15 protein-coding genes and 2 tRNA genes are annotated in these 17,207 nt (G+C 38.5%); 1 reads left to right on the top strand and 16 read right to left on the bottom strand.

The annotated features are described in order from the left end of the window. The 8 genes from fucP to AC27GZ_RS07340 all read right to left on the bottom strand — a co-directional run bounded on the left by fucP (window position 1) and on the right by AC27GZ_RS07340 (window position 6,565). Window positions 1–1,383 carry an L-fucose:H+ symporter permease gene (gene fucP, locus AC27GZ_RS07375; protein WP_487094258.1) on the bottom strand — a complete coding sequence of 461 codons (1,383 nt, stop codon included), beginning with the start codon at window positions 1,381–1,383 and terminating at the stop codon, window positions 1–3. Between the two features lie 38 nt (window positions 1,384–1,421). After that, window positions 1,422–2,198 (bottom strand): SDR family NAD(P)-dependent oxidoreductase, encoded by a 777-nt coding sequence (locus tag AC27GZ_RS07370; protein ID WP_487094257.1) that lies wholly within the window; start codon window positions 2,196–2,198, stop codon window positions 1,422–1,424. 72 nt (window positions 2,199–2,270) lie between these two features. Next, window positions 2,271–3,122: an amidohydrolase family protein gene (locus AC27GZ_RS07365; RefSeq protein WP_487094256.1), complete on the bottom strand. Its 852-nt coding sequence runs from the start codon at window positions 3,120–3,122 to the stop codon at window positions 2,271–2,273. 2 nt (window positions 3,123–3,124) lie between these two features. Next, window positions 3,125–4,153 (bottom strand): aldo/keto reductase, encoded by a 1,029-nt coding sequence (locus AC27GZ_RS07360; RefSeq protein ID WP_487094255.1) that lies wholly within the window; start codon window positions 4,151–4,153, stop codon window positions 3,125–3,127. Between the two features lie 13 nt (window positions 4,154–4,166). Next, window positions 4,167–5,360: a UxaA family hydrolase gene (locus tag AC27GZ_RS07355; protein ID WP_487094254.1), complete on the bottom strand. Its 1,194-nt coding sequence runs from the start codon at window positions 5,358–5,360 to the stop codon at window positions 4,167–4,169. Beyond that, the gene (locus tag AC27GZ_RS07350) at window positions 5,360–5,662 is read right to left on the bottom strand and encodes a UxaA family hydrolase (protein ID WP_487094253.1); all 303 of its coding nucleotides are present in this window, start codon (window positions 5,660–5,662) and stop codon (window positions 5,360–5,362) included. Before AC27GZ_RS07350 ends, AC27GZ_RS07355 begins: the two co-directional genes overlap by 1 nt. A 623-nt stretch (window positions 5,663–6,285) precedes the next feature. Continuing rightward, a tRNA-Met gene (locus AC27GZ_RS07345) sits at window positions 6,286–6,362 on the bottom strand. A 126-nt stretch (window positions 6,363–6,488) separates the two neighbouring features. Next, a tRNA-Met gene (locus AC27GZ_RS07340) sits at window positions 6,489–6,565 on the bottom strand. Window positions 6,566–6,996: 431 nt separating this feature from the next. On the opposite strand from AC27GZ_RS07340, the gene AC27GZ_RS07335 reads away from it, so the two are divergent. Further along, window positions 6,997–8,373 (top strand): tryptophanase, encoded by a 1,377-nt coding sequence (locus AC27GZ_RS07335; RefSeq protein WP_487094252.1) that lies wholly within the window; start codon window positions 6,997–6,999, stop codon window positions 8,371–8,373. Window positions 8,374–8,458: 85 nt separating this feature from the next. Here AC27GZ_RS07335 and AC27GZ_RS07330 read toward each other — a convergent pair whose 3' ends face one another. The 8 genes from AC27GZ_RS07330 to bamJ all read right to left on the bottom strand — a co-directional run bounded on the left by AC27GZ_RS07330 (window position 8,459) and on the right by bamJ (window position 17,032). Further along, complete coding sequence (locus AC27GZ_RS07330) at window positions 8,459–8,665, bottom strand: type II toxin-antitoxin system antitoxin (RefSeq protein WP_487094251.1); 207 nt, start codon at window positions 8,663–8,665, stop codon at window positions 8,459–8,461. 21 nt (window positions 8,666–8,686) lie between these two features. Next, window positions 8,687–9,544, bottom strand: coding sequence for an SPFH domain-containing protein (locus tag AC27GZ_RS07325; protein ID WP_487094250.1), 858 nt, complete (start codon window positions 9,542–9,544; stop codon window positions 8,687–8,689). A 223-nt stretch (window positions 9,545–9,767) separates the two neighbouring features. Next, a complete protein-coding gene (gene greA / locus AC27GZ_RS07320; protein ID WP_487094249.1) occupies window positions 9,768–10,244 on the bottom strand; it encodes a transcription elongation factor GreA in 477 nt (158 codons plus the stop codon). Between the two features lie 147 nt (window positions 10,245–10,391). Further along, entirely contained in the window at window positions 10,392–13,610 is a 3,219-nt protein-coding gene (carB, locus tag AC27GZ_RS07315) for a carbamoyl-phosphate synthase large subunit (RefSeq protein ID WP_487094248.1), read from the bottom strand. Between the two features lie 40 nt (window positions 13,611–13,650). Continuing rightward, window positions 13,651–14,823: a glutamine-hydrolyzing carbamoyl-phosphate synthase small subunit gene (gene carA, locus AC27GZ_RS07310; RefSeq protein ID WP_487094247.1), complete on the bottom strand. Its 1,173-nt coding sequence runs from the start codon at window positions 14,821–14,823 to the stop codon at window positions 13,651–13,653. A 232-nt stretch (window positions 14,824–15,055) separates the two neighbouring features. Further along, window positions 15,056–15,862, bottom strand: coding sequence for a 4-hydroxy-tetrahydrodipicolinate reductase (gene dapB, locus AC27GZ_RS07305; RefSeq protein WP_487094246.1), 807 nt, complete (start codon window positions 15,860–15,862; stop codon window positions 15,056–15,058). 40 nt (window positions 15,863–15,902) lie between these two features. Beyond that, a complete protein-coding gene (locus AC27GZ_RS07300) occupies window positions 15,903–16,328 on the bottom strand; it encodes a hypothetical protein (protein ID WP_487094245.1) in 426 nt (141 codons plus the stop codon). A gap of 80 nt (window positions 16,329–16,408) precedes the next feature. Continuing rightward, window positions 16,409–17,032 carry a BamJ family beta-barrel-assembly machinery protein gene (gene bamJ / locus AC27GZ_RS07295; protein WP_487094244.1) on the bottom strand — a complete coding sequence of 208 codons (624 nt, stop codon included), beginning with the start codon at window positions 17,030–17,032 and terminating at the stop codon, window positions 16,409–16,411. Window positions 17,033–17,207: the final 175 nt, after the last annotated feature.

The raw sequence follows: 17,207 nt of genomic DNA, 5'->3' as shown, positions 1-17,207 counted from the left end.
TTATTTCGGTAAAAGCTTTTGTGAACGCTTACCATAAATAGCAATCACAACAAAACAAATTAACGGTAATACAAACGATGCTTTAGTTGCAGAAAAGCCATCAAATACCATATTCATATCAATAATACTGGCTTGAGCCATTGGTAAGAATGTACCACCAACAATAGCCATGATTAGTCCAGCTGCGCCAAGTTTTGCATCATCTCCTGTTCCTGTTAACGCAATACCATAAATAGTTGGGAACATTAATGACATACAAGCTGAAATACCCACTAAAGCGTAAACCCCTGCAACACCTGTTAAGAAAATAGTGGCTAAAGTAAACAACATACCACCTGCAGCAAGTACCATTAGCAATTTGCCTGGGTTGATATATTTCAATAAGAAAGTACAAATAAAGCGGCTCAAACAGAAAATAATCATGGCGTAGATATTCATCATTTGAGACTTGGCTTCTGCCGCTTGCTCACTCATACCTAATTGAACAAAAACCTCAGTGCCGTAATGAATAATAAAGGTCCAACACATGATTTGTGCACCTACATAAAACATCTGCGCAACGACACCTTCACGGTAATTTTGATTGGCAAACAAACGCTTAAAAGTACCGCCAATATCAAGTGACTCTGACTTTTCTTCAGTACGTGGCATTTTCTTCACTGCAATCACTAAAAGCATGATAAATACGACAATACCAATAGCTAAATAAGGGTTGCGAATTACTTCTAAATCATTCGCAGTTATTGAGGCTAACTGCTCTAACGCTGTGTTTGAACCATCTTCTGCTAATGCTATACGTTCAGCTTCTGTCGCAGGGTTTAGTTTTTGAATGATAAATTGTGTGGCAACAAACATCCCCAAAAGAGAGCCCACGGGATTAAATGCTTGTGCTAAGTTTAGTCGCTGCGTGGCTGTTGATGCTGGCCCCATAGAAAGTACATAAGGGTTGGCACTCGTTTCAAGAAATGAAAGCCCGCAGGTCATGACAAAAAAGGCCAATAAAAATGGCATAAAGGCTTGTGCATCAGCCGCAGGAATAAAGAGTAATGCACCTAAAGCGTAAAAGCCTAAGCCCATCAACAAACCCGCTTTATAAGAGAATTTTTTAATAAAGATAGCTGCAGGAATGGCCATTGCTCCATAACCACCATAAAAAGCGACTTGTACCAAAGTCCCTTCAGATGTGCTCATTTGTAAGACTTTTGAAAAAGCTTTCACTAACGGATTAGTAATATCATTAGCAAATCCCCATAACGGAAAACACAAGGTTACTAAGATAAAAGAAATAAGATACTTTTTAGGAATTAACTCTTCAGAAGAGCTAGCCCTATTTTCTCCAATCAATTCTTCATTGTCATTGGTTGTAGCTAATGGGGTATTCATAAGTAAGCCTTTATAATTATAGTTATGTTAATAAAAAATTAATTGTTTAGCGTGACAAAGCCACCATCTATTGGAACATTAGTCCCTGTAATAAATGCTGCATCATCCGAACATAAATAAGCAATTAATCCCGCAATTTCTTCCACTTTACCCATACGACCTATCGGTTGGCTTTTTGATAATTTATCAAACATTTCATCACGATTATCTGGGTAATTTTTATCTAAAAAGTTATCGACAAAGGGCGTGTGAACTCTACCAGGTGCAATACAATTACATCGAATACCATCATTGATATAATCTCTAGCAACTGAGTAAGTCATAGTCAGTACCGCGCCTTTACTCATGGAATAAGCAAATCGATCAGAAATTCCAACCGAGGAGGCAATAGAGGCTAAATTAAGTATCACACCCTGTTGCCTCTCTTTCATGGAAGGCACAATGGCTTTCATCAGGTTATAACAACCTTTGACATTCACTTGATAGACTCTATCTAAGTCATCTTCTGAGGTGTTCTCGATATCGCCAATATGAGCAATACCTGCATTGTTCACTAAAATATCAATGTTTCTTTCTTGTAATATCGACGCAACAACTTCGTTAACTTGTTGTTGTTCGCCAACATTACATTCATATATAGAAGCTTCTGAGCCAGCAGACTCAATTAATTGTTTGGTCGCTTTGGCACCTGACATATCAAGATCTAAAATAACCACATGAGCGCCTTCACTGGCAAACCTTAATGCTGCTGTTTGCCCTATGCCACTACCACCACCGGTAATAACAACCACTTTTTTGTCAAATTTTTGCTTCATTTCTTTACCTTAAACGTGTTCTGATTAACTGTGCTAAACCCAATGAATCATCTGCCAATTAAATTCCCTGATTTATATCCGATAAAAGTTTTTAGCGGTTCCATACCAAATACTTTCTTGCGCTTGTTTTGATAATCTATTAATAAAGTTTGCAGACATATCAAACCAAGTTGAGTAATCGCTTGTTAGATTCACCACAGGCCAATCACTCCCCCACATAAGCCTTTGTGCACCAAAACATGCAAGTAGGTGGCTCATATAAGGTTCAATATCTTCATAAGAGGCTGTTTCTCCTGCCTCAGTAACCAAGCCAGATAATTTACAAAACACTTGCGTATTGTTAGCTAACTGAGCCATATCTTTTGCCCAATCGCTATTGACTGAGTTAGCAATATCAACCCCTAACGCTTTACCTATTTGTGGCTTAGCTCCGTGATCAATCACGACCCGTAACTTAGGATGTCGCTTTAATAATATTTGTAAATTGGTTAAATGTTGAGGTAATACCAAGGCATCAAAAGTCAGTGAGTGCGTTTCTAAGAACTCAAAAACTTTAGTCAACTGAGGGTTAAGCATCCAGTCAACATCATCAATATCCTGAATCATGGGTCTGATCCCTTTAAAATAAGGGTTTTCCATGAACCAAGTTATTTGTTTTAAAACCTCTGGATGCTCCATATCAACCCAGCCGACAACACCTGCAATAAAGTGTTTAGCATTAGCTTGAGAAAACATGAATTCAGTCTCAGCTAAGGTGTCGGCTGCTTGTACTAAAATGGTTTTTTCAACATTAGCAAACGATAATTCAGCTTTAATATCATCAGGAAGAAAATCGCGATATAAAACGCCTAAATCTTCAGTCAACCATGAATAGTCACCACGCGATAACAGCCAAAAGTGTTGATGAGAGTCTATACGCTTCATAATTACCCTTGAGTACCTGTAGGCACGGGAACATCTGGGTATAGAATGCCCGCATTTTGCAAGGCTTCCCAAAACTCGCTTGGTATTGCCAATTGCATTTGCTCAACGGTAGTTTCAACACGATTCGCTGAGCTTAAGCCAGGGATAACGCTGACGACTGCAGGATGAGCTAAAGGGAATTGCAATGCGGCAGCAGCTAGCGGTACATTAAACTCTTGGCAAATGTCCTCTATCCGTGCAACCGTGTTAATAATGTCTTTTGAAGCAGGCTCATAATTGTAATGCGGTACGACACCTTCTCGGCGAACTCCTGTCGCTAAAATGCCAGAGTTATAAGGCCCTCCTAGAACAATAGAGCTATTTTCTTTAATACATCGAGGTAAAAAAGTCTTATGCGCTCTTTGTTCTAATAAAGTATACCTTCCTGCTAATAAAAAGCAGTCAAAATAGCCATAATCCATCGCTTGTTCGCACACTTCATACTCATTAACACCAAGCCCTATAGCAGAAACCAACCCTTGCGAACGTAACTCATCCATGGCTTTGTAGCCTCCTTCCATGGCAATTTTAAATAATGCATCATGATTCTCACCATGGGTTACACGCCCAATATCATGCATATAAAGAATATCAATTTTAGATAAACCTAAACGTTGAAGGCTGTGCTCAAATGAGCGCATTATACCGTCATAAGAATAGTCATATTTAGGCTCAAAGGGCATGGGGGAGCAAAAGCCATATTTATCTTCAGCTTTAGCACAAGGCGCTAAAATTCGGCCAACTTTTGTCGATAACACGTAGTCTTTACTATCATAATCACGTAAAGCATCACCAACACGGCGCTCACTTAAGCCAAAACCGTAAAAAGGCGCCGTATCAAATTGGTTAAGCCCTAAGGCCATCGCTCTATGAATACTTTCATAAGCATCTTCATCTGTCATAGGTCGATAAAGGTTACCAAACGTGGCCGCGCCAAAACCCAATTCTGTCACTTGAAGCGTAGTGTTACCTATCTGTCTTTTTTTAATCATTATCTCTACTCAACTATCTAACCGTCGGTAAACAAGAAGGTCCTATACCTTCAAACTTCTTATATGTTAAAACAAACTCTTGATGTCCCAACGCTTCTGATTTAGATTTTTTCCCTTGAGCTACTTGAGTTACAAGTTCATAGATTTCATCGCCAACTTGTTTAACATTAGAATCTCCAGTTATGACTTTACCTGCATTTATATCCATATCATCAGCCATATTTTCGTAGGTTTCTGGATTTGCGCATACTTTAATAACTGGTGAAATAGCAGAGCCAACAACAGAGCCTCGACCCGTAGTAAACAAAATAATATGCGAACCTGAAGCGACCATCTCAACAATTTCAGCACTATCTACAATATTCGGAAAACCAAATAAAGGCTCACCATCAGGAACCACATCCATCAAATATAACCCTCCTTGACGCGGTATATCCCCGGGTTTTATCAAACCATGAATTTGAGAGCTACCTGACTTAGCATAAGCTCCCATTGACTTTTCTTCTTGAGTAGTGAGCCCTCCTTCAGCATTACCGGGCGCAAAACTACCGTAGCCCATTTGGGTATAATAATGTTCGGCTTTTTCAACCGATTTCATTATTTCCTCTCCTAATTCAGGTGTTATGGCACGCTCAGCCATAATTTGTTCACAACCAATCAATTCACCAGTTTCTTCAAAAATACAAATAGCATCTTGTTCAACAAGTTTATCAAAACAATGGCCTACCGCTGGGTTAGCACCTATTCCACTAGTACCATCTGAACCACCACAAATTGTGCCGACAACTAACTCATTCATATCCATTGATACTACTTCTGTCTGTAATGCCGTCACTAATAATTCACCAACGCTTTTTAAACCTGCTTCAATCGTTTTTTTAGTGCCGCCTGACTTTTGAATAACTAATGTTTCAACATCTCTACCGCTCGCTTTAACCGTTCGTTGCAGTTGCTCACGATTAAAACCTTCGCAGCCTAATGAAACAATCAGAACACCTGCTACATTAGGATGAGTACAAAGGCCTTCCATTATTTTTAAAGAGTACTCATTAGGATAACAACCCGGAAAACCAATAAGTTGCACATTGTCGCTATAGCTTTCGTTTACTATTGATCTTGCAACATGGTGAGCACATTCAACCAGATACGTTACTAAGACTACATTTCGTATACCTTTACGGCCATCCGCTCTTAAATAACCTTTCATTATTCTTCTCCAACTCTACTTTGGCGAGTATGGCTAGCAATATAGTCGCTTTTCATATTATGCATATGTACATGCTCTCCTAGGGCGATTAAAGTGGTTGCAGAACCAATTGGTGCGGCATACTTAATAATTTTTTCGCCTGGCAAGATCTTTTTTGTCGCTAATTTATGGCCAACATCAATATCGACGTCAACGATGACAACTTGTCCTTCTAGGCACACTTCCATTCCCTTAAGCACTTTTTCACAACAGACATAAACATTATCTGCGGGGTTCAAAAGTACAAATCGTTTATCCAACATTTATGCATCCTCATATATCAAAGATATAAAGTGATCTTATGATATTTAAAAACAATAATTTCATTCTAACTATAATGACTTATTCAGGTCAAGAAATTACTGTATTTTTACAGATAATTAAACACGCTTGTATTTTTAGAAACTAGAAAACACAAGTAAAACAAATAAAAGACACCAACACCAATGCGCAATAATAGGTAATAAAACACTTGCAATGTATTCTAAATGATGTGTGTAAAAATGAAGTTTGAACAACCTATGCTTAAAAATTTTCCTTTAAACGTTAATGATACTAGTGTTGATAATGTAGTTAATAACCTACATTCATGATTACTAACGACCATATTAAAAGGTAAATTTACAGGGATGGCTCTAGGGTATTTAGCTGGAGTATTGTTTGACAGTGGTGAGATGTTGTTTATTTAGGTACTAAAATAAGTCAAATAGCGACATATAAAGTAACTTTTCAATAGTTGATACTTTAAACGGCGAACACTTGGTTAATGTAAAATCAGCAATAATAGCCAACAGGGAAATAGAAAAAAAAGTTAATAAATAGATAAATTGCTTGCGGGAGGGTTGACTTATAAGAAGTGAACCAAAGAGCTTGACAATCATAGAATTGGTTGCGGGAGCTGGATTTGAACCAACGACCTTCGGGTTATGAGCCCGACGAGCTACCAAGCTGCTCCATCCCGCGTCCGAATGAACTCTTTAAGATTTTAAAGAGAAAGCTAATAACTGTTTTAATTCTTGTCATTAAAGAATTGCTTGTAGGAGCACTGACTTATGAAGTGCGAACCAACGACCTTTACAACATTCGAATTGGTTGCGGGAGCTGGATTTGAACCAACGACCTTCGGGTTATGAGCCCGACGAGCTACCAAGCTGCTCCATCCCGCGTCCGAATGAACTTCTACTGAAGTTAAGCTACAACAGATATTATTGTTGTAATTGTCCTCAGAAATCTATTCCCTGAAAACGATGCGTATAGTAAGGATAGCACCGCGATAAAGCAAGTGCTTTTTTAAAATAAATCACTTTTCGCTCAATTGTTCTTCATCACGCTTCAAATATGAACAATTTTAAGAAAAAGTCGTCAAATGAAAGCATTGACAATCAGAAAAATTTGTTTGCATAATGAGTTTTATGAAAGCACTTCTACCTTTAAACATTGCCCTAAGTACTAAGTGGTATAATCAAGACTTCCGCTTAGCGTTTGCTCGTTTTTGTTACTAAGCCCCCTCTTTATTTTTCGTACACGCTGATTTTTGTTCGATGCAATGAGCATAAAATTTCAGCACTATTTCCCAGAAAAAATAATGAGAATTGAAATGAAAACCATCATAGAGCCGTTTCGTATAAAATCGGTAGAGCCACTAAAAATGACCACGGTCAGTGAGCGTGAAGCCTTATTGAAAAAAGCCAATTATAATTTATTCGCACTAAAATCTGATGACGTATTAATTGACCTATTAACTGACTCAGGTACTTCGGCCATGAGTACTAAACAATGGGCAGGTATACAAATGGGTGATGAGAGCTATGCTGGCTCTCCGTCTTTTTATCGATTCGAACAAGCATTGAAAACACTTGCTCCATTTAAACATGTTATTCCTACTCATCAAGGGCGTGCAGCTGAAAAAATCCTATTTTCTATATTGGCAGAGGGAAAAAAATACAGCCCACAAATCATTCCCAATAACACTCATTTTGATACAACTCGAGCAAATATTGAATCAACAGGCAGCCAAGCTTTAGATTTGGTGAAGCAACAAGGGCTAGATCCTCAACTAGATCATCCTTTTAAAGGTGATATGGATTTAATCCGCTTGCGAGCATTGTTAGAAACTCAAGGAGAGCATGTTCCTATTGTTATGTTAACCATCACCAATAACTCAGGTGGCGGTCAACCAGTATCAATGGAAAATATTCGTCAAACCAAAGCATTATGTGATGAATTTAATAAACCTTTATTTCTCGATGCTTGTCGTTTTGCTGAAAATGCTTACTTTATCAAACAAAGAGAAGCAGGTTACCAAGATAAAACGCCCAAAGAGATCGTACAAGAAATTTTTAGTTATGCTGATGGCATGACAATGAGTGCGAAAAAAGATGCCTTAGTTAATATGGGCGGTTGGTTAGCACTGAATGACGACAAGTTAGCCATGAAAGCACGCAATGTACTGATTTTAACCGAAGGCTTTCCAACCTATGGCGGTTTATCTGGCCGTGATTTAGAAGCTATGGCAGTTGGGCTTGAAGAAGTTGTTGAAGAAGACTATTTAAACTATCGCATAAGTTCGACGGCATATTTTGGTAATGCACTGGATAAACTTGGAATTCCTATAGTTAAGCCAGTGGGTGGCCATGCAGTCTATATTGATGCTCGTGCCATGTTGCCACATATTTCGCCGAATGATTACCCAGGGCAAGCATTAGCGATAGAGCTTTACCGTATAGGGGGCATTAGGGGCTGTGAAATTGGCACAGTGATGTTTGGTCAACAAACTGATGGCAGTGAACAGCTAGCCGCTATGGACTTAGTCCGTTTAGCAATTCCAAGGCGTGTATATACACAATCTCATATTGATTATTGTATTGAATGTTTAACTGAAGTACATGCACATAAAGACAAATTACGCGGTGTAAATATTAGCTGGGAACCGCCAATGCTGAGACATTTCACCTGCCACTTCACACCACAATAAAAAATTCACCTGAAGTAAAAAGCCCTGAATAGAGTATATTCAGGGCTTTTGTTTTTTATCGCCGTAGACTATTAGAGTTATCACCTTAGTCTATGCTTTTATTATCTTCATTATCTTCAACAACAGTTACCGTTTTCTGCACTAGCTTAACGCGTCCAGCATCCACGAGCGCTTGTCTTAGCACATACTCGATTTGAGCATTCACGCTACGCAATTCATCATCTGACCAACGTTGCATTGCAGCTAACACATCAGGGCTAATTCGCAGTGGAAAACTTTTTTTAGCTGCCATGGTTTGTCCTAATCTGCATAATTAATAAAGACTACCCGCATTCACAACAGGCTGAGTATTTTGATCGCCACATAACACTACCAATAAATTACTCACCATTGCAGCCTTACGCTCTTCATCTAATTCAACTATATCTTTCTCAGACAATTGAGATAAAGCCATCTCTACCATACCAACAGCACCATCGACAATTTTACTACGTGCCGCAATAATTGCTGATGCTTGTTGTCTTTGTAGCATAGCATTAGCAATTTCAGGCGCATAAGCTAGATGACTGATCCGTGCCTCATGTACTTTCACCCCTGCTTTTCCTAATCTTTCTTGAATCTCAATTTTAAGTGCTTCTGATACTTCTTGAGGGTGGCTTCTAAGTGCAACGCCATCTCCCTCATGTTGATCATAAGGATAACTAATAGCCATATTACGTAATGCAGACTCACTTTGAATATTCACAAAGCTCACATAATCATCAACTTCAAAAACAGCTTCTGCAGTATCTTCAACTGACCAAACTACCACTGTAGCTATTTCAATTGGGTTACCATGATTATCGTTAACTTTCATCTGATTCGATTCAAAGTTACGAATTCTTAATGAGATAGTTCTTTTAGAAAAAAATGGAACTGTCCAACGCAAACCATTGTCCTTCACTGTGCCCACATAACTACCAAAGAAAGTCATTACTTTGCCTTGATTCGGTTGCACCATGAAAAAACCAGGCAAAATAAAAATGATGCTAACTAAAGGCACAAAAAACCAAAAATTTGGCTGTGATGCAACAATTTGACTAATAATGAAGTTTATCAATACGCCAATTAAAGCCACTAAGACTATTAACATTGCGTAACCATTAATTGAAAACCCTTTTTTTTCTTGCATGGGAACTCCTTTTTAATATTTTATTTTAACTCTCTAATAGTGATATCAGAAACAAAAAATGATATCAAAGTGATATCATTTAAATATACCTGCATTTTGCCACTTGTCAAATTTTTAATTCAATAACTTTAAAGCACAAAAAAACCTCAATGTTGATTAACATTGAGGTTTCTTAATTTTTGTATTTTAACGATAACTCAGTCTTGACTATCGCATCAGGCTATTAAATATGATCAACAGCCATAATTTCATATTCAACTAAACCACCTGGCGTAGAAATTTCAATTTCACTATCCACTTCTTTACCAATAAGACCACGAGCTATAGGTGAGTTTATCGAAATACGATTTTGTTTAATGTCTGCTTCATCATCGCCAACAATCTGGTACTTAACTTCCACTTCAGTTTCAATATTAAGCAGGGTTACAGTAACACCAAAAATAACTTTACCTGTGTTAGGAATTTTTGAAACATCAATAATTTGAGCATTACCCAACTTACCTTCAATGTCTTGAATTCTCCCTTCACAGAATCCTTGTTGTTCACGTGCTGCATGATATTCAGCATTTTCTTTTAAATCGCCATGCTCTCTTGCTTCAGCGATAGCCTCAACAATTTCTGGACGCTTAACAGTTTTTAAATGATTTAATTCATCACGCAAAACATCTGCGCCATGAACTGTCATTGGATATTGACTCATAATTTTTATCTTTTAAGTTAACGTGGTTAAAAACCCAACTGAAGTTCATAAGTTACAGCTAGGCATTATTCATACGTTATTAATTTAGCAAAAGCGAGACTAACATCCCGCATAACATTTTTATTTGCAACCCTTTAGTTGCAGCCTTTACTTGCAGCGAAGGTGTAACTCTTGAATTGAAGTTACTGTATTTCTATCATCGGCAGCATGTGCTTGACAGGCCGCAAATGCAGCATTCAACGTTGTTGTATAAGCTACTTTATAGCGTAATGCCCCGCCACGTAAAGCTTTTGAATCTTCAATCGCTTTTCGACCTTCGGTGGTATTAATGATGTAACTATATTCACTATTTTTAATTCTATCAAGAATATGTGGACGACCTTCATGTACCTTATTAACTAAACGTACAGGAATATTAGCTTCACCTAAGATGATCGCTGTACCGTGCGTAGCATCAAGATCATAGCCTAGCTCAACCATACGTTTTGCTAGTTCAACTACACGTACTTTATCTGAATTACGAACAGAAATTAATGCACGACCAGATTTTGGCACTGAAACACCTGCACCTAAATTTGCCTTGGCATAAGCTTCTTCAAATGTGTCACCTACTCCCATAACCTCACCAGTAGAGCGCATTTCAGGCCCTACTAAAGGATCGCTACCATGGAACTTGTTAAAAGGAATAACCACTTCTTTCACTGAGAAAAACGGTGGTATCACCTCAGTAGTAATACCTTGGTCTGCTAATGAACGTCCTGACATTACACGCGCGCCTACTTTTGCTAAAGGTACTGACGTTGCTTTAGATACAAAAGGTACTGTACGCGCTGCACGAGGGTTAACTTCAATTAAATAAACTTTACCGTCTTTCACGGCCATTTGCGTATTCATTAAGCCAACAACACCAAGCTCGAAAGCTAAATCAGAAACTTGCTTACGCATTACATCTTGAATTTCTTGACTTAAGCTATAAGCAGGAAGAGAACAAGCACTATCACCTGAATGAACACCTGCTTGTTCGATATGCTGCATAATACCGCCAACAACAACCGTTTCCCCATCACAAACTACATCAATGTCTACTTCAATAGCATCATCAAGGAAGTGATCTAATAATACAGGAGAGTCGTTTGAAACACTTACCGCTTCATTCATATATCGACGTAAATCAGCTTCGTCATAAACAATTTCCATTGCACGACCACCCAATACATATGAAGGTCGAACAACTAACGGGAAGCCAATTTCTTTTGATTTAGCTACCGCTTCATCAAGTGAAGTTACTGTCGCATTTTCAGGTTGTAATAAACCTAAACGGTCAACGGCTTGTTGGAAACGCTCACGGTCTTCTGCACGGTCAATAGCATCGGGAGAAGTACCAATAATTGGCACACCTGCAGCTTCTAATGCTCGAGCTAATTTAAGTGGTGTTTGGCCACCGTATTGCACAATAACGCCTTTCGGCTTTTCAATACGGACAATCTCTAAAACGTCTTCAAAGGTAATTGACTCAAAGTATAAACGATCTGAGGTGTCATAATCGGTTGACACTGTTTCAGGGTTACAGTTAACCATGATAGTTTCATAACCGTCTTCACGTAGGGCTAACGCGGCATGTACACAACAATAATCAAACTCAATACCCTGACCGATTCGGTTTGGCCCACCACCTAGAATCATAATAGAATCTTTGTTAGTCGGTGCAGCTTCACACTCTTCATCATAGGTTGAATACATATAAGCTGTATCAGAGCTAAATTCTGCCGCACAAGTATCAACACGTTTGTATACAGGGTAAATGTCTGCATTGTGGCGCTTCTTACGTATTTCAGCTTCACTTACACCAATAACATCAGCAAGGCGAGCATCAGAAAAACCTTTACGTTTAAGCTTACGTAAATAATCAGGTGTTAATACTTTTAAACCACCTTCATGAACTTTGGCCTCTTCTAATACAATATCTTCAATTTGCACTAGGAACCAACGGTCAATTTTAGTTAAACGGAAAACATCATCAACCGTTAAGCCTAAACGGAATGCATCAGCAACATACCAAATACGATCGGCACCCGCTTCTTGTAATTCATGCATTATCTCAGTTTTCGCGCCAGGCTGAGTCACATCAACTTTAGGATCAAAACCATTTGCGCCTACTTCTAAACCGCGTAACGCTTTTTGCATTGATTCTTGTTGGTTACGACCAATCGCCATAACTTCACCCACAGACTTCATCTGCGTAGTTAATCTGTCTTCAGAGCCAGCAAACTTTTCAAAGTTAAAGCGAGGAATTTTAGTGACAACATAATCAATAGTCGGTTCGAATGATGCAGGTGTTTTACCACCAGTAATATCATTTGATAGCTCATCAAGGGTATAACCCACAGCTAATTTAGCCGCTATTTTAGCAATTGGGAAACCTGTTGCTTTTGAGGCAAGTGCTGATGAACGAGAAACACGTGGATTCATTTCAATGATAACCATGCGTCCTGTATTTGGACAAACACCAAACTGTACATTTGAACCACCTGTTTCAACACCAATTTCACGTAATACCGCTAATGAAGCGTTACGCATGATTTGGTATTCTTTATCTGTTAAGGTTTGCGCTGGAGCAACTGTGATTGAATCACCCGTATGAATCCCCATAGGATCGAAGTTTTCGATTGAACAGATAATGATACAGTTGTCGTTTTTATCACGAACAACTTCCATCTCGTACTCTTTCCAACCAATTAATGACTCATCAATTAATAATTCAGAGGTTGGTGATAAATCTAATCCGCGAGTACAGATAGTTTCAAATTCTTCTTGGTTATAGGCGATACCACCACCCGTACCACCCATGGTGAATGATGGTCTAATGATACACGGAAAACCAATACGTGTAGCTGTTTCACGGGCTTCTTCAATGGTGTGAACAATTTCTGCACGTGGACACTCTAGACCAATATTTTTCATCGCTTGGTCAAAACGCTCACGGTTTTCAGCTTTATCTATAGCATCAGCCGTTGCGCCAATCATCTCAACGCCAAATTCTTCTAATACGCCTTTAGCTTCTAATTCAAGTGCGCAGTTAAGTGCAGTTTGACCACCCATAGTAGGTAATACAGCACAAGGGCGCTCTTTTTCAATAATTTTACGTACTACTTCCCAGTGAATTGGCTCAATGTAAGTTGCATCGGCCATATCTGGATCTGTCATTATGGTTGCAGGGTTAGAGTTAACTAATATAACTCGATAACCTTCTTCACGTAATGCTTTACAAGCTTGCGCACCTGAGTAATCAAACTCACACGCTTGACCAATTACGATTGGTCCTGCACCTAAGATCAAGATACTTTTTAAATCAGTTCTTTTTGCCATGTCTTTATTCTCTCTTACTTTCTCTCGTCTGGGCGTAGGATTAAACTTGCGTTGCTTTGTATTCGTTAATCAATTCAATAAAGTGATCGAATAACGGTGCAGCATCATGTGGACCAGGGCTTGCTTCTGGGTGACCTTGGAAGCTAAACGCTGGCTTATCAGTACGATGAATCCCTTGTAGTGAGCCATCAAACAAAGATTTATGAGTCGCTCTAAGGTTTTCAGGTAAGTTGGTTTCATCAACAGCAAAGCCATGATTTTGTGAAGTAATCATCACTACATCACGATCAAGATCTTTAACAGGGTGATTGGCGCCATGATGACCAAACTTCATTTTGATAGTTTTTGCGCCACTGGCTAAACCGAGTAGTTGATGACCTAAACAAATACCAAAAATAGGAATATCAGTTGTTAAAAATTCTTGAATAGCTTTAATCGCATAATCACATGGCTCTGGGTCTCCTGGGCCATTTGATAAGAAAATGCCATCAGGATTCATAGCTAAAACATCGCTCGCGGGGGTTTGTGCAGGTACCACTGTAAGTTTACAACCACGATCAACTAACATACGTAAAATATTACTTTTGGCACCAAAATCATAAGCAACTACGTGAAAATCAAAGTTTTCAGGCTGAGAAAAACCTTCTCCCATAGCACTACCTAGTGCCCAACTTCCCGAAGTCCATGCGTATTGTTCTTTAGTTGAGACAACCTTGGCTAAGTCCATACCTTTAAGGCCTGGAAATGCTTTAGCTTGTTCCAAACCTTTATCTATTGCTGCTTGTAGAGTTTCATCACTACTATCTTCTACCGTTAAAATACAGCCGTCTTGCGCGCCTTTTTCACGTAAAACTCTGGTAAGCTTACGTGTATCTATATCTGCTATACCTAAAATATTATTTGCTTTTAAGTACTCGCTTAAAGATTGTTCATTTCTAAAGTTACTTGCTAGTAATGGTAAATCTCGAATTACTAGCCCTTTGGCAACAATAGCATCAGATTCTTTATCTTCACAGTTAGTACCTGTATTACCAATATGTGGGTAAGTTAAGGTGATAATTTGCTCTGCATATGAAGGATCGGTGAGAATTTCTTGATAACCTGTCATCGAAGTATTAAATACAACTTCACCAACAGCCGTTCCCTGTGCACCAATCGCGGTGCCCTTAAATACGGTACCGTCTTGTAGTACCAAAATAGCAGATATAGCCAATGTAACCTCCAAAAAGAAGAAAGAAACGCAAAATTTTTTTTGTAAAACCGCAACAAAATTTGCACATAAAAAATGCCAAAAATTAGCTTTTCGCGAAATTTTTGACAAAATCCACTTATTTTACGCTTGCCTGCCTCTTTCGTCTAGTAAAATTTATAAAAACCTGTCTTTTTATGCGATTTAATTAGTTTTAACTGCCAAACGCTCAAAAGCAGTAGTTATCTAAAATATTTTAATCTTTTAAACCAAGCACATCTTGCATGTCATAAAAGCCATTATCAGCATTACTCAACCAAAAAGCTGCGCGCATAGCACCTAATGCAAAAGTCATTCTAGAACTTGCTTTGTGAGTAATTTCTATACGCTCACCTAAATCAGCAAAGAAAGCCGTGTGCTCACCGACAATATCACCTGCCCTAACAGTGGCAAAACCTATGGTTTCTTTACTTCGTTCATCCGTGATGCCTTCTCGACCATAAACTGCACATTTATTTAGATCACGACCTAGCGTGTCAGCAATGACTTGCCCCATTTTTACAGCTGTACCTGAAGGTGCATCTTTTTTAAATCGGTGATGTGCTTCAAAAATCTCTATATCAGTATAGTCACCAATTGCTTTAGCGGTAACTTCTAAGAGCTTAAACATTAAATTAACGCCAACACTTGTATTAGGTGCTAGTACTACAGGTATATTTTCACCTGATTTTTCAATCAATTTAACTTGCTCATCATTAAAACCAGTTGTACCTATGACTAAAGCTTTTTTATGCTGCTGACACCAGTTTATATTTTCAAGGGTAGTCTCTATTGAAGTAAAATCAATAAAGACATCAGCTGCTGTAAGCGACGATAACTGAGTTACTGCACTTAAGCCAATAGCACCAATACCGGCAAGTTCACCTAAATCAAAACCTGAAAATGATGAGCCTTCACGAACACTACCACCAATAAGCTCAATACTTTCATGTTCATGTGCGGCTTGGATAAGATTGCGGCCCATACGACCACTACAACCTAAGATGGCTACTTTTACTTTCATTTTTTAATCTCTTTTATAACGTTGAAAACTGTCATTCACTTTAAATTGAAAACGGCACCGATAATACTATTGAATTAGATAACTCATGTGAAATTACATTGATAATTTTCAATGATTGTATTTCATCAGCCGCTTGTACTATATGATAATAAGCGCAAAAATCAGCAAAAACATTACCCTGCTGGTCAATAAACTCCCAGTCTACGCAGGCCAGAAAAAGCTTGTCATGGATCGCGGTATAACTTGCTTTTCGCGCAAGAATAGTTGTGGTATTTGCTTGCTTAAGCTGAGTAAAAATATCTATAAACGCTTGACGACACTCTTGTGTTGTAGTGATCAGCAGCACTTTATCTGGCGTGTTCAAAGTACAAGGCAATTGATAACAGCTAATAACCTCATCAACATTGTATGTTTGAAATGCATTAAGGTAATTGTTAAATAATTCTGTAATTGCTGACGTTATCACTTGTTTTCCTGCAAATACTAATCGTGCTATTTTCTACTTAAAAAAAAGCCCTCTAATTGAGGGCTTTTAAAAATATCTACTTAGCTAACAATGCTAAGTAACTCTACATCAAATACTAAGGTAGCGTATGGAGGAATAGCACCTTGTGAGCCTTGCTCACCGTATGCTAAGTTGTAAGGGATAGTTAATTTCCACTTACTGCCTTCAGTCATCAATTGTAATGCTTCAGTCCAACCTGCAATTACACCACCTACAGGGAATTCTGCCGGTTGACCACGCTCAACAGAGCTATCAAATACATCACCATTAGCGAAAGTACCGTGATAGTGAACACGAACTGTGCTAGCAGCAGTTGGCTTTTCACCGTCGCCTGTAGCAATCACTTCATATTGTAAACCTGATTCAGTTACAGTTACTTCATCACGCTTAGCATTTTCAGCTAAAAAGGCTTCGCCTTCAGCCGCTTTTTCTTTTGCGATAGCAAGTTCTTGCTCTTGTAATTTTTTAGATACTACAGAGAAAGCCGCATTTAAATCTTCATCTGACACTTGGCTAGCTGCATTGTCTAATGCATCAGCAATACCTGCTTGAACCGCAGTGATATCAAACTCTTTAAATGGGTTGTTACGTAATTGATCACCTAATTGACGACCTACACCGTAACTTACACGTTGCTCTATTGTTTCAAACTTGTTCTCAGACATATCTATCACTTATATATGGGGGTTAAAAAATTTGCGCAATTCTAGCATAAGTGAATAGCAATATCACCCTGTATTTAGCCATCTAAACATCTACACCATTAATCTGTTATTTCCCTTTATAATGCGGTAGGCTATTTGGAAATATTTACGTCTACTCACTGACTCATAAGTGACA

It is taken from the genome of Colwellia sp. SU-HH00943 (genome assembly GCF_057546125.1).
This window is presented reverse-complemented; position numbering and strand designations above follow the sequence as displayed.